Below are 23,328 nucleotides of genomic sequence, written 5' to 3'. Positions count from 1 at the left end.
AGAATGACGAAGGTCACGGTAGGACGTTCCGGTCGAACAGCAGAAATCCTATTTCAGCTCACACCGCCGGTCCGACGACCAGCGACACATTGTGACCACCGAAGCCGAACGAGTTGGCGAGCGCGCATTTCCATTCACCGCGCCGTTGCTCGCCGGTCACCACGTCCAGGTCGATCTCCGGGTCCAGCTGCTCGAGGTTGCGCGTCGGCGGCACGACCCCGTCGCGCAACGCCAGGATCGACACGATCGCCCCGAGCGCGCCGGACGCGCCGAGCAGGTGCCCGGTCATCGACTTGGTGGCCGTCACCACCGGGTGGGTGCCGACGGCCTTCGCGATCGCCTGCGCCTCCGCGAGGTCACCCTGCGGCGTCGACGTCGCGTGCGCGTGCACGTGCCCGATGTCCGCGGGCTGCAGACCGCCGTCCGCCATCGCCTTGGTGATGGCGCGCACCTGACCGTCGGTGTCGGACGCGGTGATGTGCACCGCGCTCGAACTGATCCCCGCGCCGAGCACGGCACCGTGCGCCCTGGCTCCACGCGCCTTGGCGTGGTCGGCCCGCTCCAGCACCATCACCGCGGCGCCTTCGCCGAGCACGAAGCCACTCCGGGTGACGTCGAACGGCCGGCAGGCCTTCTCCGGCGTGGCGTTCTCCGTGGACAGCGCCCTCATCTGCGCGAAGCTGGTGATCGGGAACGGGTGCACGCTCGCCTCGGACCCGCCCACGACGACCACGTCCGCCCGGCCGGAGCGGATCAGGTCGAGTCCGAGCGCGACCGCCTCCGCACCGGAGGCACAGGCGCTGACCGGCGTGTGCGCGCCGCCGCGGGCGTTGAGCTCCATGCTCACCCACGACGCGGGACCGTTGGCCATCAGCATGGGAACCGTGTTCGGCGACACCTTCCGCGGCCCGGTCGTCTCCAGCACGCGGTTCTGCCCGAGCAGTGACAGGACGCCCCCGATGCCGGTGCCGATCACCACGGCGAGCCGCTCCGGGTCGACCTCGGGCGATCCGGCGTCCGCCCACGCCTCCTTCGCCGCGACGATCGCCATCTGCTCGCAGCGGTCCAGCTTGCGGGCGTGCACTCGCGGCAACGCCTCGGCCGGATCCGCCTTCACCGCCGCCGCGATCCGCACCGGCAGTGACTCGGGCCAGTCGTCGCCGCTCAGCGTGCCGATTCCGTTCTCGCCGGCACGCATCGCCGTCCACGTGCTGGCAACGTCATTCCCCAACGGCGTCGTGGCCCCCAGGCCGGTGACCCACACGCCCGCGTTCGTCGGCATGGCCGGGACGATACCCAACCATCCGGTTGGTTGGCAACCTCAAGCAATCCTCAAGTGATTTCCGCGTGGAAATGTTGAATTCGCGTCGGTCTTTATCGATGCGGTTCACGCTGCGCTTTGCTTCCGCGTGTTCAGGGAATCTTCACCGGTCGCGAATTCGTGGTTTGAAGTACGCCGGGATTCCACTTCGTGCGGAACCCCGGCGGGAGTCCTTTGTGGACGGCGGTGTCCGCTTGGTCGTTCGGCTGTTCAGCGGACTGCGGGGTTCATCAAGCAATCTGGGGGATTGCATGTTCTCGTGTCACAGACGGTTTTGGCATGCCGTTTTGACGGTGACCGAGGTGGGGGTTCTGGCGGCTCCCGCGAGCAGGGCGGGGAGATCGCTCGCCTCCCTGGAAGTGGTGACGTCACCGCGCCCGTTGGCGAGCGCGTGCACGGCGTCGAGGACCGTAGGCTGAACTGTGGACCGAATCGCGGGATCGTTGTACGGGTTGGCCTTCGGGGATGCGCTCGGCCGGCCGACGGAGTTCCTGACCGTCGCCGAGATCGACCGGGAGTTCGGTCCTGCCGGGCCGGACGACCTGGCGGGTGATCCGGCGTTGGTCACCGACGACACGCAGATGGCACTGGCCGTCGCGTGGGCGCTGCACGGCGTCGACCAGTACACCGCTGACGTGCTGGAGCCGCGGCTGCGGGAGCGGTTCGTGGCGTGGGCGCACAGTCCGGAGAACGACCGTGCGCCCGGCATGACGTGTCTGCGCGCGTGCGGCGGACTGGCGGAAGGCGCGCCGTGGGTGGAGGCGACCATCGCGGGGTCCAAGGGATGCGGCGCGAACATGCGGGTGACACCGGTGGGTTTGCTGCCCGGCCTCGATCTCGACGTGCTGGCCGGGGTGTCGCAACTGCAGGCCGCGATGACCCACGGCCATCCCACCGCGCTGGCCGCGTCCGAGCTCACCGCCTACGCGACCCGCCTGCTGGTCGACGGCCTCGCCCTGGCCGACGTGCCCGCCGCGCTGCTGGCCCGCTGTCGTGCACGGCGCTCGATCTACCTGGAGGAGTGGCTGGGATCGCTCTGGGAGATGCCGGGGGCGACCACGCCCGCCGACTTCATCGCCCGCGGCTGGGACGAGTGTGCCGCGGCCCTGGACGTGTTGGTGGCCGCCCTCGCCCGGCCCGACGACGGCCAGGACGCGTGCCTGGCCACGGGTGAGGCCTGGATCGCCGAGGAGGCACTGGCGACGGGGCTGTACTGCGCGATCCGGCACGCCGACGACCCGGTGCGAGGCCTGGTGCGGGCCGCGCGCACCAGCGGCGACTCCGACTCGATCGCCGCGCTGGCCGGAGCGTTCACGGGCGCCGCGCACGGTCTGGCCGCCTGGCCGGCGGACTGGGTCGCCCGCATCGAGTACGCGGACCAGCTGGCCGCGCTCAGTTCAGGCTCTCGAGCCAGCGGAGCCACGTCTTCCGCGTGACGTTGTGCTCGGGGCGGTCGGCGAGGTGGAGGAGGAATCGGGCGCGGAGCACGACGAGAGGATCGTCCGCGCCTGCGAGAGTCGTCAGCCGGCCACGGAATTCCGCGTCAACAACATGGCGAACCAGGAGCGCGTACATCCAGTCCTTGCACCGATATGGGCGGTGCAGCGCGTCGACCAGCAGATCGGCGGCCTCCGGCCTCGCTTCCGCCGGCACTCCCTTACGCCCCAGGCGCTCGAGCACTCCTTTCTTGACCGACCACGGTGACCACCCGCCCGCCGTACGCCATTCGTCGGGGAACCGTCCCTCCCACCGCAGGTACAGCGCCACGAACGGCCATTGGTCGAAGGTGATGGTGCCCCACGGTTCCCTGTACCAATGGGCGGTGAGGTACCAGTAGATCGTCCGCTCACCGTCGGACCCGTAGGACAGACCCGACTCTCGTGCCATCAGGTCCCGGTACCGTGCCAGAGCCCGGCCGCGGAGGACGTCGTCCTGAGCGATCAGGTCGAACATCCAGGCGTCAGCGTCAGGTACGTCGAGCTTCATCGGCGTTCAGCGGCCGGTGGTGAGCTCGTCCGGCGGATCGCATTCCCGCACCACCCACTGGGCCTTCGCGTTGTCCCACGAGATCCGGAACCACTCGGAACCGCGCGGGGGAAGCCGGACCTGCTTCAGCCGCTCGGTCATCTCGGGCGTCATCCGGGACGGCATCCGCAGCACGACCCGCGTGTCGTCGGAGAACAGGGTGACCGTGCCCGCCTCCTTGATCTCGTTCCTGGTCTTCTTCTGGTCGGGCCTGGACAGCAGCTCCTTGATCTTGGCGTAGACGTCCTCGCCGCTCTTGGTGACGATCGCCTGGACGAACGGCAGCAGCACCGAGCCCGCGGCCGCTCCCATCAGGGCGTCCAGGAAGCCGCGATCGGACTCGTGTTCGGTCATGTCGACCATGATGCCGGAGATCAACCTCCCACGTGGACGAACGGCGCCCACCGCGCGGCGGGGTGGGTGGCGCGGATCTTCAGCACGGCCGTGTGCAGGGCGATCGCGGGGGACGGGGTCTCGGCCAGTGCGTCGTAGTAGTGGCTCGCGACCAGTTGGGAGGTGCGGTCGCCGACCCGCCAGAGCGTTCCGATGACGTGCTGGAAGCCCGCCATGTGGAAGGCGCCGGTGATGTGCTGGGACTCGTCGGTCAGCTCCGGTGGCGCCGCGCTGGTCTCGCACGCCGACAGGAACGCGATCTCCGCACCGGCCAGGCGCAGGCGGGCGATGTCGTTGACGCTCAGGGGTTTCTCGAGGTGGTCCCAGAGCACGAGGCGACCTTCGCCGCCGATGTCGGCGCTCCTGGCGTGACACGCGAAATGCACCCAGCGGTGGCGTGGCAGGGCTTTCAGGACGGACCGCCGCAGGGCGCGGTCCGCGGTGAGGACGTGCGGCCTGGCGAACCGGGTCGCGACGTCGTCCGCCTCGTCCTGGGCGGCGGGAAGGTCGGGCACGCCCGGCGCCGACGGCACGGCCACGATCAGCGGGGAGTCCGGCCGGCTGATCGCGGCCGTCTGCCACACCGTCATGAGGCTGCGCAGTGTCGGTGTGTAGGACGAGACGAACCTGTCCATGAGGTCACCGGCGGCGTGCAGCGGCAGCGCGGTCAACGGGCCCGTCGGCATCCACCACAACCGGGCCGGAGCGTCGTGCAGCGGCAGCCGGTCGACGATCACCTGCCGCAGCCAGGACAGGACGGAGTCGATCTCGTCGGCCGGGCTGAGGCGGAACCGCTCCGCGCGGTCCGCGAGGTCGGTGAGTTCCAGTTCCGGCAGGGCGACCGGCTCGATGGTCCGTCCGGCGATCAGCAGAGCGTCGCACCGCAACGCGCTCACGTTCACGATGACGACCAGGCCGCGGTCGGCCGAGTCCGCGAACTCCTCCACTGCGGGAGGCCGCAGGAACCGCGCGAAACCCGGGAGCGACCGGATGGAATCGACCAGGTCGTGCCACTCCTCGGTCAGCGCGTGCCGGCGTTCCCCGCTCAGCCCGGCGGCCTGGACGAACGCACCGCTCGGGGCGTCGAGCGCGGTCCGCAGCTCGTCGAACCGCCGCGCGAGATCGGGGTGCTGCTCCTCGAGATCGGTCACCTCGGTCCTGGCGTCGAGCGCGTGGCCGATCATCACGCCGCGGCCCTGTTCCAGCAGCGCCACCGCGAGCGACGGGTCACCGGCCTGGATCGCGCAGGCCGCGGCGTCGGACGCGAGCCCGGCGAACGCGGCGAGCGCCTGCTCCCGGTCGGCCTGGGTGACGTGCCTGGGTGCGGTGCGCGGCAACAGTTCCACGGCCAGCCGGAACGCTTCCAGCGCCGCCGGCCAGTTCCGTCGCGCCACCATTTCGTACGCCCACAGCCGGGCCGCCTCCACTCGCACGCGAGGCGGGAAATCGGGTTCCTCCGCGACCTGCCGGTACAGCGCGAGTGCCGCGACACGATCATCGACGAACGCGAGCGCGAGGCCGTGTTTCAGCAACGCGTCGGCACGGGTGGGATGTCCGTGCGGTGTGGACCGGACCGCGTCCTCGGTGGCACGGGCCAGCCGCTTTCCTTTGCGGCGCAACAGGAACGGCAGGCCGGACGCCCGATCGGTACCGAGCCGGTGTGGCGCCCGTGCACCGCGGTGCGACGACACCAGCGCCAGCCGTTGGCACTCCGCGAGTACGGCCGAGCGTTCGGCGCGGTTGGGATGACCGGCCGGACTTTCCTTCAGCGCCTGGTGAACGAGGTCGGTCGCGGCGCGCAGGTCCTGATCGCGTCCGGTCGCGCTGTGGCGGGCGAGCAGGACGAGCGCGAGGTTGGACTGGAACCGGGCCCGCAGCGCACGCGTCCGCGCCCGTGGCACCACGGTGCCGGCCAGCACCGCGGCTTCGTCGATCAGGCCGATGTCGCGGGTGGACTGGAACCGCAACCGCAACGCCTCCGCCAGGTTGGACTTGGCGTTGACCAGGTCGTCGCTGCCCGCGTCGGCGGCGTCGACGGCCTGGCGGAACAACGAGATCGCGCGGTCGAGCGCGGAGCTGTCGCCGGAATGCAGGTGCACGGTGAGCAGGCCGTCGGCGTGGTTGTTCAGCCGCGCGGAACGCCGCCGGTGGTGCGCGGGCGTCACCTCCACCGCGCGACGGCCGGCCTCGGCCGCCTCCACGACGTCGTCACCCGACCCCGTCGCCCTCCACCGCACCCGCAACGCTCCCGCGAGGTTCGCCAGGTACGAAGGCAGGCGCTCGGCGTCGTCGGGATGCCGGCCGATCGCCTGCCGCAGCCCGGTCACCGCCTCGTCGAGGTCACCTCGATCGCCGAGCACCTCGTAGCGCGACCACAGCGCGATGGCGAGACCGTTCGCGACGGCCCCGTCCAGGCGGGTGGACGCCAACGCGCGGAACCCGCTGATCGCGGCCTCGAGCTCGGACAGCTGTCCCGTCCGTTCGAAGGTCCGGAAGTGGTCGCAGGCACTCTCGTAGCCGCCGTCGTCCCACAAGATCATGCGCGCTGGTGCCGGGCGCAGTCCGCCTCCGTGGCCGGGTCGCCGTGCCCCACGTGGCACTCGGCCATCCACCTGCCGACGCCGATGATCAGCGGCATGGTCCCGAAGGGAGTGTCGAGCGACGGCGACCGGCCGATCGCGGGACAGGGCAGCATTCCCTGGTCCAGCACCGACAGGTACTCGCGGCGGACCCGTTCCACCCTCTCGTCACCGAGCGGGAGCACGTCACCGATCTTCGAGACGGCGAGCAGGACGGCGCAGTGCGGGCAGGCGTTGCCGTCCTCGTCCGGCACGATCCGGAACGGCTTCCTGCGGTCGCCGCGGGGTTCCTCCCACTTGACGATCACGGTGCCGCCCACCTGGTACATCAGGTAGAGGTGCGTCATGTCGGGGCGGATTCCTCGCGTCACCTCGTCCGCGAAGCCGCGCACGGTGACCTTCCGCGTTCCCCGTCCGAACATCGGCCCACCCCTCTCGACACCGGTCGATCACACTACGTGAACACCCGGATCGTGTGGGACGAAACAGCCCAGTCCGTGCCTACTATCCGGGTGAACGGCCGATCTCCCGGAGGAGGAACCTTGACGCGCCACACGTTCACCACGCTGGTCGAGCTCAACGGCAAGACCGCGACCGGGCTCCGCGTCCCCGCGGACGTGGTCGAGGCGCTCGGGCAGGGCAAGAAGCCCAGGGTCGCGGTGACCATCGGCGTCCACACCTACCGCAGCACGGTGGCGGTGTACGGCGGCGACTTCATGCTGCCGTTGAGTGCCGCCAACCGGGAGGCCGCGGGCGTCGCCGCCGGGGACACCGTCGAGGTGACGCTCGAACCGGACCTGGCGGAACGCACCGTCGAGGTGCCCGGCGACCTCGCGGCGGCGCTCGACCGGGATCCCGCGGTTCGTGCCGCGTTCACCGCGCTGTCCTACAGCAACCAGCGGCAGCGGGCCGAAGCCGTCGCGGCGGCGAAACAACCGGAGACCCGCGCGCGACGGATCGAGAAGATCATCGCCGAACTGTCCTGACGTGGCCTAGAAAGCGTCCTCGGTGAAGTCGCTGGGCGCGTCGTCGTCGTAGTCGCCGCGCGACGGCCGGGCACGTTGCTGACCCGCCACGATGATCTCGTCGAGGTCCTGGCCCTCCTTGATCGCCGTGTACGCCCGCTTCAGCGACGGCGTGCTGGTCTGCATCGCCCGTTGCACGTCGGGATCGTGGACGGCCCTGCCGGACGCGATGTCCCGCCAGCTCAGCTGACCCGCGTCGACCTTGCGCTGCAGGTCTTTCAGCGCGTTCGGCGCGTCCTTCGACCGGGCGTGCTTCTCGATCGCGGCGATGTCCGCGGGGGACAGGTCGGCGCCGCGGGTCTGCACCCGTGAGGCTTCCAGCGCGACCTTCTCCAGTTGCGAGCCCTTGGCGTCGAGATCCTTCTGCCACGCCTGCAACTGCTGACGAGCGCTGTCGTACGGGAACGTCATTCCGCACCACCCGAACTCGACGTACTGGGCTCCGCCCAGCGTTCTTCCTTCAACGCGTCGGTGTACTTGCCGTGCGCCTTGAACCCGCTCTTGGCCATGCCCCACGCGCCGCTGCCGACGGCGGCCGTGCCGTCGCCGAACTTCTCCGTGCCGTCCTGCCAGGTGTCGACCACGTCGAAGAAGTCGTTGACGTCGCGCACGTCGGGGATCTTGGCCAGCGCGGTGCCCCACAGCTTGATGCCGTTGATCATGCCCTTGACGCCCTCGATGAGCGTCTGCATGGACTGGATGAGCTTGCGCACCTGGTCGACGATGTTGACGACGTCGTAGACCATCCACACGGCACGACCCCAGCCGACGAGCGGGATCCACGCGGTCATCGCGGCCTTCATCAGCTTGTCGCAGATCTTGTCGAGCAGGGTCAGCGCGAGCTTCGCGGCCGACCGGCAGGAGCTCGCCATGTTCTTGAAGCGGTCACCGATGAACTTCGCGACCTGCGAGTCCCACTCGATCGCCGTGGTCCACGTGCGGCGCATGCGGTTCTCGAAGCTCTGCGCGGCACCGCCGTCCCAGCTCGGCGAGAGCTCGTCGATGCCGCTGTTCACGTTGTGCCGCACGTTGTCCAGCGCCTTGGCGACCCGGTCCCACGCGGCGGCGTTGGCGTCGATCTTCTCGAAGTCGCCCGCCAGCGGCATGACCAGGTCGCGCACCAGGTCGTCGCCGGTGACCTGCTGGTAGATCCAGTTGACGCCCTGGATCTTCCACCCGGCGGCCTCGATGAGCTCCTTGACGGTCTGCCGTCCCGGCCGGTCGTCGGGCGCGGCGCGCAGCGCGACGTTCGGATCCTCGACGTCCTGATATCCGTTGCACACCGGGCCGGTCATTCGCCCACCCCCAGGTACCGCGCCAGCCAGGACGGCGGTTCCGACCTGCCGCCCGCGGTGTCGATCAGGCAGACCCCGATCTCGTCCGCCTTCTCGTAGGCGCGAGCCGACTTCACCAACGACTCGGCGTCCTGGTTCATCTTCTCGTTGGCTGCCTCGAGCGTCTCGCCGTAGAGCTGCGCGACCCCGGTCACGACGGGGTCGAGCAGCGACAGCAGCCCGGTGAACCCGGACGTGTCCCCACCCTTGACGATCGCGTGCTCCCGGATCGTCAGGAAGTGCTCGGCCTGACGTTCGAGCAGTCCGCTGTAGCCGCGCAGCTCATCCGGCACGACGTGGAACTTCTCTCCCATGGCGGTCATGATGCATGCCGCAATGTGCGGGTCCGTCGCATTTGACGAAAAAACCCCATTTACATCATGAATGACCGCGCCTCCGCCGGAAGCACCTCCGCAAGTTCACGAAGCAGCGGCAGCGGAACCTTGGAGTACTCCGGGAAACGGTGGTACGGCTTGATCATCGGGTGGAAGCGCGCCGGCAGCTCGCCGGACCGGGCCAGCGCCGCCAGCGCCGTGCCGATGCGTTGGGCGGGGACGCCGAACGCGAGGTCGTAACCGTCCACTTCGGACACCTTCGGCAGCCACTCGTCGAGGAACGCCTCCGCCTGGTGGCGATGACCGGCGAGTGCGTCGGCGAAGATCGAGCACAGTGCGAGTGTCACGGCGTTCTCGCGTTCGTCGCCCTGGAAGTGGCGCACGGTCAAGGTGATCGACTCCGCCGTTCCGTCCGGTTGCCGGGCGGCGAACACCTCGCCGAGTGCGGCCCACGCGTCCACCTCGGCCAGGGCGGCGAGCGCGGACGCCCTGTCGTCCTGGGCGAGCAGCCCGTCCTCCAGTACGAACCACAGCGGACCCCGGGACGTGCGCCGGCTCAGTTCGCCGCTCGCGGTGCCGAGCAACCGATGTGCCGCGGCCACCGTTCCGGGCACGTCGATCCACAGGTAATCCGCGTCCACGCCGCTGATCGCGTCCGGCGCGGCCCGCAGCGCGGTCTCCAGGGTCGTGCGCTGAGCCGCCGTCAGCTCCTCCGGCGACAACGGCCGGTAGACCGCGCCGCTGGGACGGAACTGCCGCGCCATCCGCTCCAGCAACCGGCTGTGCAGGTTCGGCCGGCTGTTCCCGGGCGCCGCCAGCAGCCCGTCGTCGTCCGTGCCGAAGGTCCACGCGGACGTGGCCAGCTCGGCGAGGTCCGCCGTCCACGCGTCCCGCACCGGATACTCGCCCTGCGCGAGGTGGTGCAGCAACGCCAGCGAGTCGTCGTCGGCGAATCCGGAGTAGACCAAGCACGCCGCGGCGGCGCCCCGCACATGCAGCGATGGGCTGCCGGTCATCAGATCCCGTGCTGCGGCAACATGATCCACCCTCGCGCTGCCGCGCTTCGCGCCGCCAGGGGTGACGCCGTTGTCCCGCGCGCCGAGGAAACCGTGGGCCAGGCACAGACCCGCGGTCGCGTCCGGTGTGAGCGCGGGAAGTCCTTTCGGTTCCCGGCCCAGCAACACCAGCAGCCGCAACGCCTCGTCGTCACCGGTCCGGGTCCACATCGCCTCGACGTCGCCGGCGAACTCCGCGACCACTCCCGCGTACTCGCTGGTGGCCTTGCCGACGTCGTCGGGCCGCGCCACGAAGTGCGTCTCGCCGACGGCGATCCGGGCCAGGAACGCCAACGCCATCGCGTTGTCCCGGCGAACCAGGTCGGCCAGGAACGGGATCGCGGCCTCGGACGCCGAGTAGACCGAACCCTGGTGCGTGGTGGCCGAATACAGGCCGTACACACCGAAGTTCCGATCGCCGTCGTCGTCACTCGTGAGCGCCTCGATGAACAACGGCGTCTCGTCGGCCGTGCCGTACGCGTCTTCGAGAGCCGCCCAGTTCACGTCGTGCAGTCCGGCGGGCGGTGCCGTGCGGCCGCGCAACGGAGGCCGTTCCCCGTCGCTCTCGTCCTGGGACTCGTCGTCGAACTCCGGCGGCTCGAAGGCAGGCAGGTCATCAGCGTCGAACACGGTTCATCCCACCAGGTCGAGGAAAGTGGCGTGGACGCTAGCAGGGTCCGCCCCGCGCTGAACAGCGACGTTCGTCAGGCAGCGAAGCAACCTGAACGCTTTCGGCCCGCGTTGGCAAAGACGGGGTGCAAGGGCGAAGCGAAACCCGAGGAGCTTCATGTCGTCAGACGCGGAACTGATCGGCAGATCGCTGCGCGGAGACACCAATGCCTTCGTGGAAGTGATCAGTCGCCACGAGACCGCGATCGGGAACTACCTCGCGCGCCGGGTGGGGAGGCAGGCCGCCGAGGACGTGCTCGGCGACGTGTGGGTGGCGGCCTACGAATCCCGTGCCACCTATGACCGTTCCTACCCGGAAGCCAGGCCTTGGTTGTACGGCGTCGCACTGAACAGGTTGCGGCGGTACTGGCGGTCGGAACCGGCGGAGGAACCGGCACCGGACCTGACCCGTCTGGCGAGCGACTGGGATCCCTGGCCGGAGGTCGACGTCCGCGTGGACACGCAGGCGTTGCTGCGCAGTGCGCTGGCCCGGCTCAAACCGGAGGAACGGGAAGTGCTGGGCCTGGTCGCCTGGGAGGACCTGACCGTCGCGGAGGCCGGGCGAGTGCTCGACATCCCGGCGGGCACGGCCCGCCGCCTGTTGCACCAGGCGCGCAAGACGTTGCGTGAGACCCCCGAGGTGGCCGCGCTGCTGCAAGTCCCGACAACGTGAAAAGACACCCCATGGATGAAATGGATCTGATGAAGAATCTGCGTGAAGTGCCGTCCCCAGGTCCCGAGGCCTACGACCGTGCTCGCACGGCGCTGCACACGGCGATGACGGAACCCGTTGCCGCGGTCGTGCGGCCGAAGCGCTGGTTCTCCTGGCCCAAGGTCAGCGTTGCCGCGGTGGGCGCGGCAGCCGTCGCGGCGGCGGTGGTGATGGGCACGACGGGTGGCAGCGCTCCGGTCGGCCCGTCCGACGCGGCTCCGCGGGTGGTGGTCGAGTCACCGCTGGTGAAACTGGCCGGAGAGGTCAAGGCCGCCGCGCAGCCCGGTGACTCGTCGCTGGTCATCACCAAGAAGATCGCGCCGGACGGCTCGCTGTACGTCGTCTACACCGTCTACACCGACAAGGGGCAGGTGTTCCACGGAGACTCGGCGCAGACCCTGTCTGCCGCGGCGGCCAAGGGGGACGACGCGGCCCGTCCGTACGACCAGAAGGTGATGGCGGCGGCCCGCCTGGCCGCGAGCGGCGACGTGGAGAAGGCCAAGGCCGAGATGGTCTCCGCGGCCGGCAACTTCCTGGGAGTCGGCCTGAGCCCCGCGGAGGCGGAGAAGGCGTGGGCGGACGCCCAGGCGAAGACGGCCGAGATGTTCCGCGAGCTCGGCAAGGAGGGGTTCGTCCCCAGGCCGCGGCCGACGGGTGTGGAACTGGAGAACCTCATCGGCAACCACCTGTGGAGCAACACCACGTACGCGCTGTTCGTCGGCGCCGCCAACACCGAGGTCCGCGCGGGGGTGCTGAAGCTGCTCGCGAGCATGAAGGAGGTGACCGTCGGCGAGACCGACGTCAACGGTCAGCGCGCGCTGACCCTCACCGGGAACGCGGCCATTCAGGGTGGCGGCGGTTCGCAGGTGATCACCGTCAACGCCGACAACGGCCTGCCGATCAGCTCCGAGGTCGTCCCGGCCAAGGACTCGGCTGACCCGTCGAAGCCCTCGATGGTCAACTACAAGTCGTCCCGCGTGAACCTCGCCGACGTGGTGGCGGGCAAGATCTGATCCACCTGCCGAACCGTCCGGGGAGGGCCGAGATCACGTCGGCCCTCCCCGGACGGGTGCGTTCAGGCGAAGCGGTCCGTGGCGGCGATGATCGCCGCGGTCATGCTGCCGCCGCCGTGACCGGTGTCGTCCAGCACCACGAGCTCGCTTCCCGGCCAGGCCCGGTGCAGCGCCCAGGCCGTGCCGAGCGGAGCGCTGACGTCGTAACGACCGTGGATCAGCACGGCGGGAATCCCGTGGAGCCGTTCGATGCCGCGCAACAGCTGCCGCTCCTCCAGAAAGCAGCCGTGGGACCAGAAGTGGGTCACCAGGCGGGCGAAGGCGAGCTGGAACTCCGGATCGGCGACCGACAGGAAAGGGGCGGCGTCGGGGGCCAGCGACATGTGCGTGTCCTCCCACAGGCACCACTCGTGGGCGGCCGTGGCGCGGACCTCGGGGTCGGGATCGTGCAGCAGCCGGCTGTAGGCGGCCGCCAGGTCGCCGTCGCGTTCGGCCGCGGGCACGGCGTCGCGGAACCGTTCCCACTCGCGGGGGAAGACGCGGCCCATGTCCCGGGTGATCCAGTCGGTGTCGCGGCGGTCGCCGTCGGTCACGGCCGCGAGCACCAACTCGGTCACCCGCTCCGGATGTGCCTGCGCGTAGGCGAGAGCGAGGGTGACGCCCCACGAGCCACCCTGCACCAGCCAGCGCTCGACTCCCAGGTGGACCCTCAGCGCCTCGATGTCGGCGACGAGGTGCTGAGTGGTGTTCGCCGACAGGTCGACGACCGGGTCGGTCGCCGAAGGCGTGCTGCGCCCGGCGTTGCGCTGGTCGAACTGGACCACGCGGTAGCGGTCCGGGTCGAACAGGCCCCGCTTGCCGGGAGAGCTCCCCGATCCGGGACCGCCGTGCAGCACGACGGCCGGTTTGCCGTGGGGACTGCCCGACACCTCCCAGTACAGCGAATGGCCGTCGCCGACCTCCAGCACGCCTGACTCGTACGGCTCACTCGCTGCATAACGCCCGTCGTCGGATGTGCTCGCCATGCGGACATGATCGCGCAGCGGTGCCTGGCGCGTCAGTGGTTGTACATGGTCTCCAGCGCCGCGCGGCGGGTGGCGACGTCGTCCGGGTCGTCGCCGAAGACGAGCAGGTGCAGCGTGGTCTGCTTGATCGGGGCGTCGGTGCGGCGGGTGTCGTGCCCACCGGTGACGAGAAGTCCTCCACGTAGCAGCGCGGGTCGCAGCGCGGCGAGCAGCGCGGCGACGGAGGCGGAGGTGGTGATCTTCGTGGACTCCGACGGGCGGTCGAGGGCGTCGGGGCGGATGGTCTGCAGCGCCAGCAACGGGATGGACCCGCTGGTGATGCGGAAGTTGAGGTCGAGCATGACGAGTCGGCCGTCGTGGGTCTCGGCGCAGTCGAGGCTGCACATGCCGCGGTAGCCGACGTCGGCCGCGCGCTGCGCGATCGCCAGGCACTCGACGAGCAGGTCGGCGGGCAGCGGGACGACGAGCCCGAACCGGCCGCCGGTGTAGACGCCGTCGGCGTCGACGCGCTGGTCGGTCACGGCGAGCAGGCGGGCCTGACCGTCGGCGGCGACGTAGAGCTGGACGCCCCAGTTGCGGTGGATGCTCAGGTACTCCTCGACGACCACCTCGGTGAGGAGGTCGGTGAACGCGGGGAGCTCCACCAGGTCCCCTGCTCGGTGCAGGTAGACGTCGAGGCTGGCGCCGTGGGCGGCGTTCGTGGCGGCCTTGAGCACCCAGGACTTCTCGGCGGGGGCGGCCTGGGCGAGTTCGTCGGTGGTGACGATCTCGCGGCGGGCCTGGAAGCGCGGGGCGACGAAGGTGCTGATGCTGGCCTTGTTGTTGAGGTAGCCGACGAGTTCGGCGCTCTTCACGGAGCGTTCGTCCGGGTACAGGCTCGTGGGCTGCGGGTACTCCATGGACAGGCGTAAGCCGTCGCTCAGTGCCTCGGTGACGCGGGTCGCGAACTCGGCCTCGGTGCGGAACTCGCGCGGGTCGGTGCCGACGGGCAGGCCGCCGTCGCGCAGGGCGGCGATCAGGTTGGGTTCGGTGCCGCCCGCGCTGCTGATGACCGGGGTGCCGGCGGCGACGGCGAGGGGGCGGGCGGACAGGACGTCACGGGTGTTCCGGTGCCTGCTCGAGGGCACCATCGGTTCCTGGGCGGGACGTGCGCAGACGGCGATGTCAGGGCCGTAGATGTCGGTGAGCGTGCGGGGAGCGGCCAAGGTCGGCGTGAGCGCGGAAGCGGTGATGGGAGATCTCCCTCGTGGGGTCGTGCGGGAGCCCGGTCCTGGGCGTGGAGTGGAGCGAACTGACCGGGAGCGGTGAAACGCGCCTGGATGAGGCGGCGTCCGCTCCGGGGTGAAGGGCGCGCCTGCAGGTGTGGACCCGAGGCGGGCGGAGATGTCCACTCTCTCACGTTTCGCGAGGTTGGGGGCGATGCCGTCGGCGCGGTGACGGGCGGCACGCCGGTGGGCGCGAGCGTGGTGGGCCGGTCGCGGGCGTGCGCCGCGGGCCAGGGGACCTTCCTGGCTCGCGGCGCGTCCTCAGGCAGGCTCTCCCGACGGCGCGGGGACCTGCGCGCCGAGCGGGACCGGGGTGCCGAAGTCCGGGGTGTCGTCGGCGTTCCAGGTGAACTTCTGCGCGCGCGTCGACCGCTCCATGCCGCAGCCGGCCGAGGCACTCGTGTTGCCGTGGTAGACGATCCAGTCCTCGGTGCCGTCGGGGGACTTGAAGAACCCGTTGTGGCCGGGACCGAACACGCCGTGCTCGTCGTTGCGCTGGAACACCGGGTCGGGCGACTTCGTCCAGTGCGCGCGGTTGAGCGGGTCGGACCCGGTGAGGGTGAGCAGACCGAGCTTGTAGTCGGGACCCCAGCAGGCACTGGCCGAGTACACGATCATGGTGCGGCCGTTGCGGTACAACGGCTCCGCGCCCTCGTTGACCGGCGCGGTCTGCCGCTCCCACGCCAGGGTGGGCTGCGAGATGGTGCGCCGCGCGCCGCTGATCGTGTACGGGGTCGACAACGGGGTGATGGTCAGGCTCTGGGTGCCGTCCATCGCGCTGCCCATCAGGTACAGCTTCCCGTTGTGCCGCAGGATGCTCGGGTCGAGCTCCCACGTGTCGCCCAGGTCCGCCTTGAACGAGTACGGGCCCATCGGGTCGGTGCCCGCGCTCTCCAGCACGTGCAGGCGCTGGGTGGGGTTGTAGTCGGGCACGTTCTGCCCGGCCACGTAGTACAGGTACCACCGGCCGTTGAGGAGGTGGAACTCCGGCGCCCACATGGTGCAGCACCCGTTGGGCCGCCCGGACAGGGTGAACACCACCGTGTCCGCCGCGCTCGACAGCCCCGCCAGCGTGCGGGACCGGCGCATGGTGATCGTCGAGTTCCACGTCGTGGTGGCCAGGTGGTAGTAGCCGTCGTGGAACTGCAGCCACGGGTCGGGGCCGCCCCGCTTGATCGGGTTGGTGACGTTGCCGGGGGCGCCGATCTTCACCAGCCGCCACTGCTGGTTCCTGCCGCCGGTGTCGGGCCACTGGATCACCTGCGCGCCGTTGGCGGCGGAGAAGTCGAGGACGTCGACCGCCTTGCCGCTCGCACGGCTGACCAGCCGCACGTGCCCGTCCGGCGAGTCGGCCAGCCGGAACTGCTGGCCCGCGCGGCCGGCGTCCGTCGTCTGCACGAGCCCGGCCCGGTCCGCGGTCGACGGGAAGTCCAGCACCTTGCCGCTGTGCCGGGACTTCACGCGGTAGTGGCCGCCGCCGGAGTCGACGAACTGCCACAGCTGCCAGGCGCCGTCGTTGCGCGCGTACTGCGAGATCCTGGCACCGTCCGCAGTGGACAGGTCGTAGACGTCCAGCGCCTTGCCGCTGTTGCGGTTGACCAACGCGTACGACGCGCTGGTGTCCACGACCGCGGCGGCCGCCACCGCCGGCACGGCGACGGTGATGCCGCCGAGCAGGAGAACGGTGGCGGCCAGGACGGTGCCGCGCGAGCTGCTGATCGAGGTCAAGGTCTTCTCCTCACCGCAGGTACGGCCAGCCCGCCGAGTCGATCGCCAGCAGGTTGATGCCGAGCCGCGACGCGCCGGTGTCGGTGTAGTAGTGGTAGATCAGGACGTCACCGTCGGCGTCGGCGAGGACGTCCTGGTGCCCGGGCCCGTGCACGCTGCCCTGACCGGCCAGGACCTCCGTGCCACCGCCGGACGTCATGGCCGTGCCGTCGCGGGCGACGTAGGGCCCGGTGACGCTGGTGGAGCGGCCGGCGACCACCCGGTACGTGCTGGACGCGCCCCGGCAGCAGTAGTCGAACGAGACGAAGAGGTAGTAATAGGCGCCGCGTTTGACGATGTTCGGCGCCTCGATCGGACCGCCGTTCCTGCCCGCGAGGGACCGGACGACCGAGTCGGACCGCAGCCCGGTGGACGGGTTCAGCGCGACCATCTTGATGCCGGACCAGAACGAGCCGAAACTCAGCCACCAGCGGCCCTGGTCGTCCACCACGAGGTCGGGGTCGATGGCGTTGAAGTTGTCGGACGTCCTGGTCTCGACGACCAGGCCGCGGTGGGTCCACGTGCCGGAGTCGCCGCTCGGACTGGTGGCGAGGAAGATCGCCGACCTGTTCGAGCCGAACGTCGAAGCCGAGTAGTACAGCCAGTACCGTCCGTCGCGATAGGACAGATCCGGCGCCCAGAGGTTGGTGCCGCCGCCCGTGTACGGGGTGGTCCACGACGCGCCGCCGGGAAACACCGAACCCGCGTTGCGGAACGCGATCCGGTCGGTGGAGGTCTTCAGCGCGATGTTGGTGCCGGTGTGCGCCACCAGGTAGCTTCCGTCGGCGCGCTTGACCACGCTGGGGTCGTGCACGTTGACGTCACCGGTGACCCGGCCCGGCAGGGGATAGGCCGACGCGGGCGGTGCCGTCGCGACCGCGGTGGTCAGGACCACCGCCACGGCCACCAAAGCTCTTCTCACTGAGGTCGTCCTCGAAGCGCTCATGTCACTCCAGTACGAACGTCGCGTCTGCCCGGCCCTGCGCGTCACCGACCGTCTGCAGGTAGAGCAGTCCGTTGCTGACGCGGATGTGGCGGCCGGGGAAGTTCACCGACTCGAACGACACCGCCGACGTGGCCGCGAGTCCTGCCCGTTGGGTGAAGCTGGCGTCGTTGCGGAACAACGTGCTGCCGTCGCTTCGCTCGACCCACAGCTCGTTGTCGCGGTGCCGCAGGTAGTAGCCGGGGAAGTTGGCCGACTCCAGCGACACCGCGCCGGATCCCGCCAGCCCCGTGACGAGCCTGAACTGGGAGTCGGCCAACGGGGACACGTTCGCTTCCAGACGCGCTCGGTACTCCCAGTGCCGCACGAAGCGGTCGGAGGCGGCATAGGACCGGAGCCTGACCGGGGTCGGCCCGTCGGCGACAGGGATGCCGAGATCCGGTGAGCCGTCGGCCTTGTAGTAGACCTTCTGCACGCGCGTGCGGCGGTTCGGGTCGTTGAGCGGGTCGCCGCTGATGTCGCGGTAGTTGCGGTCGTGGTAGACCATCACGTCGCTGCTGCCGTCCTCGGACACCGTGAACGAGTTGTGGCCGGGCCCGTACTGCCCGGTCGCGTCGTTGCTGGTGAACACGGGACTGGCGCCCTTGGACCACGACGCCGGGTTGAGCAGGTCGGCCGACGCAGAGGCGGTCAGCAGGCCGAGGCAGTAGTTCGCGTCGGTGGCGCTGGCCGAGTAGGTCAGGAACACCTTTCCGTTGCGCTGCAGGACCGCCGGACCTTCCGCCACCTTGTACCCGCGGGTCTCCCAGGCGAGCGACGGCACCACCAGCCGGGTCACCGTGCCGGTGATCGTCCACGGGTTCGCGCCCATGCGAGCGAGGTAGACGTTCGAGTTCGTGGCGATTCCCGGCTCCTGCTGCGCCCAGGTGAGGTACCGCACGCCGTTGTGCGTGAACGTGGAGGCGTCCAGGGAGAAGGTGTCCCACGGGGTCGTGATGCGGCCGCGCTCGGTCCAGGATCCGCTCACCGGGTTGGCACTGGAGCTCTCCAGCACGTACATCCGGATGCGCCAGATGTCGTCACTGCGGCCCGCCGCGAAGTAGACGTACCACTTCCCGTTGATGAAGTGGATCTCCGGCGCCCAGATGTGGGCGGCCATCTCGCCGCTGGAGTGCTTGCGCCAGATCACCGTCTCCGCCGCCGAGGCCAGTCCCTGGATCGTGGTCGCGCGGCGCAGGACGATCCGGTCGTACTCCGGAACGGTCGCGGTGAAGTAGTAGAAGCCGTCGGTGTGCTTGAAGACGTGCGGGTCGGCACGCCGTTCCGCGATCGGGTTGGTGTAGCGCAGCGCGGGCGTCGCACCCGCCTGCGGCACGGGCATTCCGGCCACGCAGGTGACGGCGGCGAGCACCAGCACGGCCAGGCGGAGGAGAACCGTCTTCATCGACTGTCCTTTCAGGCCAGTGGCGCGGTGACGGTGAAGGACGCGTCACCGGCGAACGCCGAGTCCGAGGTGCGCCAGTCGACGCGCAGTTCGTAGTTCTGGTGGCGCAGGTACCGGCCGGGGTGGGAGTAGGACTCGAACGACGTGCTCCCGCCGCCCGCGAGACCGGTCCGGCCGCAGAACGTGGCGTCGCGGGCGAACACCGCGTCGCCACTGTTGACGTCCAGCCGGACGCGGAAGTCGTAGTGCCGCAGGTAGCGGTCCGGGTAGTTCACCGAGCGCAGTGAGTAGCAGCCCGCGTTCGCCAGGCCGGCCACGACCGTGAACGTCGCGTCCTGGCGCACGGGGAGCGTGCTCGACGAGCTCACCGGATCGACGTACGCGAGGTTGTCGCGGTGCCGGACGTACCGGTCGGGGAAGTTGGCCGAGCGCAACGACCTCGCGCCCGTCGCCACCGCCGTGCCGTCACCGGAGTCCTCCCGCAGCACCGTGAAGTGCCGTGCGGTACCGGACAGCCCGGTCAGTTCGGTCTTGGCGCCGAAGCTGCCGAGATTCGTGCTGTCGGCGTAGAAGTACCGCCGCTGGCCGTACTGGTCGAAGTAGATCCGCCACCGGCCGTCGGGCAGCCGCACGAGCGCGGGCCCTTCGAGACCGGAGCCCCAGCCAGCCCAGTTGCCCGTGCCGACGAACGTCCACGGCCCGTTCAACGACGTCGCGGTGGCGTGCTCGATGTACTTCGTCGTCTCGTTCTTGAGGAAGTTGTGGTAGGTGCCACCGACCTTGACCAGGAAGCTGTCGATGTAGTTGGCCGGGATGCCGAGCGCGACCGGGCTGCTCCACGCCGACAGGTCCGCGTTCGTCGCGGTGATCCGGTACGGGCGGAACTGTCCCGCCGTTCCCGTCGTGGACGCGGAGAAGATCACGTGCACGCTGCCGTCGGAGTCCTTGAACCACTCCGGCGCCCACGTGCTGCCGGTGGCGCCGTTGAGTCCTACCCGGACGGTGCGCAGGAACGTCCAGTTCACGTAGTCCGCGCTGCGGGCGAAACCGATGGTGTCGCCCGTCCAGTTCGTCGTGTGGACGATGTAGTAGTAGCCGTCGGTGTGCCGCAGGACGCTGGGATCGCGAATCAGTCCCGACGGCGGCGTGTAGGCGTTCGCTTTGACCTGGGTGAAGCCGGTCGCGTTCGCCGAGTCGTAGACGTACATGTTCGACTCGCTGCTGTTCGTGAACGCGGTCATCAGGTAGTGCGGCACGGGTCCGGCGGCGGATGCCACCGGACCCGGGACGACGACACCGGCGACGAGTGCTGCGGTGACAGCGATCACCGGCAGGGAGAGACGCATGGACCGGCTCCTTGGTGTGGTCAGAACGCGACGGGCTTGCCGCCGAGGGTGACGACGAGCCTGCCGTCGGAGGCGAACGACCAGCCGAGTGCGCCGGTGTAGCCGGAACAGCGGGAGCCGTTGGTGCCCGCCCAGAACTGGTTGGAGGAGTCGGCGTCGCCGACCACCTTGTCGTTGCTCCCGCTGCTGCCGCGGCAGGAGGTGTTGGTGCGGAACACCGAACTGCCCGCGTCGAAGGAGAAGTTGCGTTCGTCGTTGTCGATGCTCAGGTTGCTCGACACGGCCATGGAGCCGAGGTTGCGGTTGTAGGTGAAGCCGTGTTTGCCGTTGTCGTAGGCGATCGTGCGGGTGATCGTGTGGTTCACGCCGATGTCCTCGCCGCCCAGCTTGAAGCCGTTGCGGTCGCCGTTGCCGGCCTGGCCGCCGTTGCTCAGGGTGCCGTTCTTGTACGCCAGCGAGTCCTCGATGGTGACGGCGCCGATCGGGCCGGTGTCCGACTTGGTGTAGAGGTCCCACCCGTCGTCGATGTTGTTGTGCGCCACCGAGTAGCGGAACACGTTGCCGGGTCCGGACGTGAGCTTGGCGGCGAACCCGTCGGCGTCCTCACCGTCGGAGTCGGCGTTGTCGTGCGACTCCGCGCCGAGGATGAGGTTGTGGGACGGCCACTGGTCCTTCGGGGTGCTGGACAGCGTCCGGGAGAGCTGCAGGCCGGTGTCGCGGTTGAACCGGGTGATCGTGCGTTCGAAGATGTTGTAGCTGCCGCCTACGAAGATGCCGTTGTCCCCGGCGCGTTCGACGATGACGCCCTGCACGTGCCAGTACGAGCCGGTCACGGCCAGGCCGCGGTTGGCGGGGTCCTCGGTCTGCGCCGAGAAGTTCAGCACCGGCTTCTCGCCCTGGTAGGCCGCCAGCTTTTTGCGGGCGCTCGCGGTGCCGTTGTTGGTGGGCGGGATCGTCACGGTCTGCGAGAAGCTGTACGTGCCACCGCGCAGGAAGATCGTGCCGCCCGCGGCGACGCGGGGGAGTGCGGACGTCAGCGTGGTCGGGTCGGAGATCGTGCCGGAAGCACCGTCACGACCGGTCGGCGACACGTACAACGCGTTGGCGGGCGGCGTGCCGGTCGTCGTGGTCGTAGTGGTGGTGGAAGTGGTCGTGCTGGTCGGACCGCCGGCCGGTGTGAGCGTCCACTGCTTGGTGGCGGCGCTGTCGCAGGAGTTGGTCTGCACCAACGCGTCCGGCGTGGTGGCGTTGTCCTTGACGTTGAGGCACTTGCCGCCGTTGGCGTTGACCAGGCGGTGGTCGCCGCCGTTCGGGGTCAGCGCCCAGACCTGGCTCGTCGCGCCGGTGCACGCTTCGAGCTGGACCGGTTTGCCCGCGCTGGTCGACGCGTCCCGCACGCCGACGCACAGGCTTCCCGCGGTGATCCGTACCCCGCCGCTGACCTCGGTCAGCACCCACTCCTGGCCGGCACACGCCTGTTGCCGCAGCTGCGTTCCGCTCGTCGGGCTCGTGCCCGCGTCGAGGCACTGGCCGCTGCCCGCGTTCTTCAGCACGTAGGTGCCCGCGACGTTCGCGTTCGCGGCGATGGCGGGCCACGCGGCGAGCGCGGTGACCAGTGCGACGACCGCGCCACCCGCCACCAGCCCGGCGCGAACACGGCGTTGCCGCGCGAGCTTTTCCGAAATGCCCATGAGGACTCCGCTTCTCAACGCTGAGAGAAAGGATTTCCGTTCGGATGTGCGGCGGGTTCTCGCCGGATGTTATGAGCGTTCTCCGTGCCAGGTCAAACGTCGAAAACGGGCGAGTGCAGTCGATGTTCGTGGTCGAATCAATCGAATGGCCAGGTCACCGCCAATCGAATCGATCAACAGGCGTGAGCAGGAAATATCCGCTGGTCACACTCGTGAACGGAATGGGTCGTCCCCGGGTTCATCACCATGAACTCGTGGTGGTTCGATGTTCCCGCCTCACTGCGGCGGACGCCGACGTACTCCGCACGCGGTGGCGGCCAGCAGGACCAGCAACATCTCGATCAGGCGCACCGACAACAACGAGGTCTCCACCGTGATCTGCATCGGATTTCCTTTCATCCGTTTTCCCGTGGTTTCACGATGAGGCCTGCGGTCGTGCGCGTCATCCTCCTGTTCAGGAGGTGCGGAGAGCGTTGCCGGTGGTCAGGACCCTGTGCTGGAATGAGGTGATCTCCAGGGGGTCCTGTGCGCTTCAACGACGAAGTCGACTGGCCGGAAGTGTTCGGGGAGCACATTTCCCGCCCCAGCCTCGCCGATCCCCGCAATCCGCGGCGCTCGGTCTACGTCACGACGATGGTGTTCCTGGAAGGCGGGCTCGAGGAGATCGACGACCAGCTGTCCGGCCGCAACTCGCGCAGTCGCGACGAACTCGCGGGCGCCCGGTTGACGCGCGAGATCGTGGTGCGTCGTGCCGCCGGAGTCGCCGCGGAGCTGTCCGGCGTCGCCCACGTCGGCGAGGGCGCGTTCCGCGATCGCTGGCCGGGACCTGGTGGCATGGCGAACTTCTTCATGTGTCTCATCAAGTACACGTGCACGGCGCCGCGCTGGAGCAACTTCCTCGACTACGGCCCGCGCCGTGCGCTGGCCGAACTGCCGAAGGTGCGCGACGGCAGGCTGGATCTGACCGATCTCATCGCGAAGATCGCCACCCACGACCTGCGGATGCGCAGCCGGCTGGCGAGGTACTGGCTGTTCCAGCTCTCGCTGACGATCGACGCCAAGTGGCGGTCCGTTGCCACGAAGGCCTACCGGGAGATGCTGGAGGCGTACTCCACGCGGTGGGTGCCGGTGTACGAGGAGGGCCTGCGGCTGTTGGACGTGCGGTTCCGGCCGGGCGTCACGGCGCGGCAGCTCTGTCTGATGATCTCCGCGCAGACGTCGGGTTTCGCGCAGCAGGTCGCCGGTGCCGGTGACGACACGGGGGAGAACCGGGAGCTCTTCGTGGCGTCGGTGCAGGCGATGATCTTCGCCGCACTCGATCCCGGAGACGGGCACGGGATCGCGGAGGCGCTGCGCCAACGTCTTCGCGGGCCTCTACGGTGATGC

Annotated in this window: 21 protein-coding genes; 5 read left to right on the top strand and 16 right to left on the bottom strand. The window is 69.6% G+C overall.

What is annotated here, in order from left to right; genetic code table 11:
- Positions 1-58 precede the first annotated feature (58 nt).
- Entirely contained in the window at positions 59-1,282 is a 1,224-nt protein-coding gene (locus ACH413_RS35575) for a beta-ketoacyl synthase (RefSeq protein WP_360038568.1), read from the bottom strand.
- A 461-nt stretch (positions 1,283-1,743) separates the two neighbouring features.
- Here ACH413_RS35575 and ACH413_RS35570 point away from each other — a divergent pair, with 461 nt between their 5' ends.
- Positions 1,744-2,757: an ADP-ribosylglycohydrolase family protein gene (locus tag ACH413_RS35570; RefSeq protein ID WP_360038565.1), complete on the top strand. Its 1,014-nt coding sequence runs from the start codon at positions 1,744-1,746 to the stop codon at positions 2,755-2,757.
- Here the strand turns inward: ACH413_RS35570 and ACH413_RS35565 are convergent.
- The 4 genes from ACH413_RS35565 to ACH413_RS35550 are packed head-to-tail and all read right to left on the bottom strand — an operon-like array spanning position 2,714 to position 6,740.
- Positions 2,714-3,307 (bottom strand): hypothetical protein, encoded by a 594-nt coding sequence (locus tag ACH413_RS35565; RefSeq protein WP_360038562.1) that lies wholly within the window; start codon positions 3,305-3,307, stop codon positions 2,714-2,716. The two genes, ACH413_RS35570 and ACH413_RS35565, sit on opposite strands and share 44 nt — an antisense overlap.
- A gap of 6 nt (positions 3,308-3,313) precedes the next feature.
- The gene (locus ACH413_RS35560) at positions 3,314-3,700 is read right to left on the bottom strand and encodes a hypothetical protein (protein ID WP_360038559.1); all 387 of its coding nucleotides are present in this window, start codon (positions 3,698-3,700) and stop codon (positions 3,314-3,316) included.
- A 20-nt stretch (positions 3,701-3,720) separates the two neighbouring features.
- On the bottom strand, positions 3,721-6,279 hold the full coding sequence (locus ACH413_RS35555) for a CHAT domain-containing protein (protein WP_360038557.1): 2,559 nt from the start codon (positions 6,277-6,279) through the stop codon (positions 3,721-3,723).
- Positions 6,276-6,740 (bottom strand): hypothetical protein, encoded by a 465-nt coding sequence (locus ACH413_RS35550; protein ID WP_360038554.1) that lies wholly within the window; start codon positions 6,738-6,740, stop codon positions 6,276-6,278. The genes ACH413_RS35555 and ACH413_RS35550 overlap by 4 nt, the downstream gene beginning before the upstream one ends.
- Positions 6,741-6,860: 120 nt before the next feature.
- Between ACH413_RS35550 and ACH413_RS35545 the strand changes: the two genes are divergently transcribed.
- Positions 6,861-7,304: a YdeI/OmpD-associated family protein gene (locus ACH413_RS35545; RefSeq protein WP_360038551.1), complete on the top strand. Its 444-nt coding sequence runs from the start codon at positions 6,861-6,863 to the stop codon at positions 7,302-7,304.
- 6 nt (positions 7,305-7,310) lie between these two features.
- On the opposite strand, the gene ACH413_RS35540 is transcribed toward ACH413_RS35545, so the two are convergent.
- From ACH413_RS35540 to ACH413_RS35525, 4 genes are read right to left on the bottom strand one after another with little or no spacing between them, the layout of a single operon-like run.
- A complete protein-coding gene (locus ACH413_RS35540; protein WP_360038548.1) occupies positions 7,311-7,754 on the bottom strand; it encodes a hypothetical protein in 444 nt (147 codons plus the stop codon).
- Positions 7,751-8,638 carry a hypothetical protein gene (locus ACH413_RS35535; RefSeq protein WP_360038546.1) on the bottom strand — a complete coding sequence of 296 codons (888 nt, stop codon included), beginning with the start codon at positions 8,636-8,638 and terminating at the stop codon, positions 7,751-7,753. The genes ACH413_RS35540 and ACH413_RS35535 overlap by 4 nt, the downstream gene beginning before the upstream one ends.
- Entirely contained in the window at positions 8,635-8,991 is a 357-nt protein-coding gene (locus ACH413_RS35530; RefSeq protein WP_360038543.1) for a hypothetical protein, read from the bottom strand. The genes ACH413_RS35535 and ACH413_RS35530 overlap by 4 nt, the downstream gene beginning before the upstream one ends.
- A gap of 59 nt (positions 8,992-9,050) precedes the next feature.
- The gene (locus tag ACH413_RS35525) at positions 9,051-10,697 is read right to left on the bottom strand and encodes a hypothetical protein (RefSeq protein ID WP_360038540.1); all 1,647 of its coding nucleotides are present in this window, start codon (positions 10,695-10,697) and stop codon (positions 9,051-9,053) included.
- A gap of 157 nt (positions 10,698-10,854) precedes the next feature.
- Between ACH413_RS35525 and ACH413_RS35520 the strand changes: the two genes are divergently transcribed.
- Both ACH413_RS35520 and ACH413_RS35515 read left to right on the top strand, forming a co-directional pair.
- Entirely contained in the window at positions 10,855-11,409 is a 555-nt protein-coding gene (locus tag ACH413_RS35520; RefSeq protein ID WP_360038537.1) for a sigma-70 family RNA polymerase sigma factor, read from the top strand.
- 29 nt (positions 11,410-11,438) lie between these two features.
- A complete protein-coding gene (locus ACH413_RS35515; RefSeq protein WP_360038534.1) occupies positions 11,439-12,461 on the top strand; it encodes a hypothetical protein in 1,023 nt (340 codons plus the stop codon).
- A gap of 62 nt (positions 12,462-12,523) precedes the next feature.
- Here the strand turns inward: ACH413_RS35515 and pip are convergent, their stop codons facing one another.
- From pip to ACH413_RS35480, 7 genes are all read right to left on the bottom strand, one after another.
- A complete protein-coding gene (pip, locus tag ACH413_RS35510) occupies positions 12,524-13,486 on the bottom strand; it encodes a prolyl aminopeptidase (protein ID WP_360038531.1) in 963 nt (320 codons plus the stop codon).
- A gap of 32 nt (positions 13,487-13,518) precedes the next feature.
- Positions 13,519-14,691 (bottom strand): hypothetical protein, encoded by a 1,173-nt coding sequence (locus tag ACH413_RS35505; protein ID WP_360038528.1) that lies wholly within the window; start codon positions 14,689-14,691, stop codon positions 13,519-13,521.
- Positions 14,692-15,012: 321 nt separating this feature from the next.
- Entirely contained in the window at positions 15,013-16,479 is a 1,467-nt protein-coding gene (locus ACH413_RS35500; protein ID WP_360038526.1) for a family 43 glycosylhydrolase, read from the bottom strand.
- Positions 16,480-16,489: 10 nt separating this feature from the next.
- Entirely contained in the window at positions 16,490-17,464 is a 975-nt protein-coding gene (locus ACH413_RS35495) for an arabinan endo-1,5-alpha-L-arabinosidase (protein WP_396425428.1), read from the bottom strand.
- 1 nt (position 17,465) lies between these two features.
- A complete protein-coding gene (locus tag ACH413_RS35490) occupies positions 17,466-18,905 on the bottom strand; it encodes a family 43 glycosylhydrolase (RefSeq protein ID WP_360038520.1) in 1,440 nt (479 codons plus the stop codon).
- Positions 18,906-18,916: 11 nt separating this feature from the next.
- Positions 18,917-20,251: a glycoside hydrolase family 43 protein gene (locus ACH413_RS35485; protein WP_360038517.1), complete on the bottom strand. Its 1,335-nt coding sequence runs from the start codon at positions 20,249-20,251 to the stop codon at positions 18,917-18,919.
- Between the two features lie 20 nt (positions 20,252-20,271).
- Positions 20,272-21,942 carry an RICIN domain-containing protein gene (locus tag ACH413_RS35480; RefSeq protein WP_360038514.1) on the bottom strand — a complete coding sequence of 557 codons (1,671 nt, stop codon included), beginning with the start codon at positions 21,940-21,942 and terminating at the stop codon, positions 20,272-20,274.
- A 525-nt stretch (positions 21,943-22,467) separates the two neighbouring features.
- Between ACH413_RS35480 and ACH413_RS35475 the strand changes: the two genes are divergently transcribed.
- Complete coding sequence (locus tag ACH413_RS35475) at positions 22,468-23,325, top strand: hypothetical protein (protein ID WP_360038511.1); 858 nt, start codon at positions 22,468-22,470, stop codon at positions 23,323-23,325.
- Positions 23,326-23,328: the final 3 nt, after the last annotated feature.

The sequence above is a fragment of the Lentzea sp. NPDC020367 genome, assembly GCF_044387305.1.
GTDB lineage: Bacteria > Actinomycetota > Actinomycetes > Mycobacteriales > Pseudonocardiaceae > Lentzea.
The sequence above is the reverse complement of the archived record's forward strand: the minus strand, read 5'-3'. Positions and strand labels throughout refer to the sequence as shown.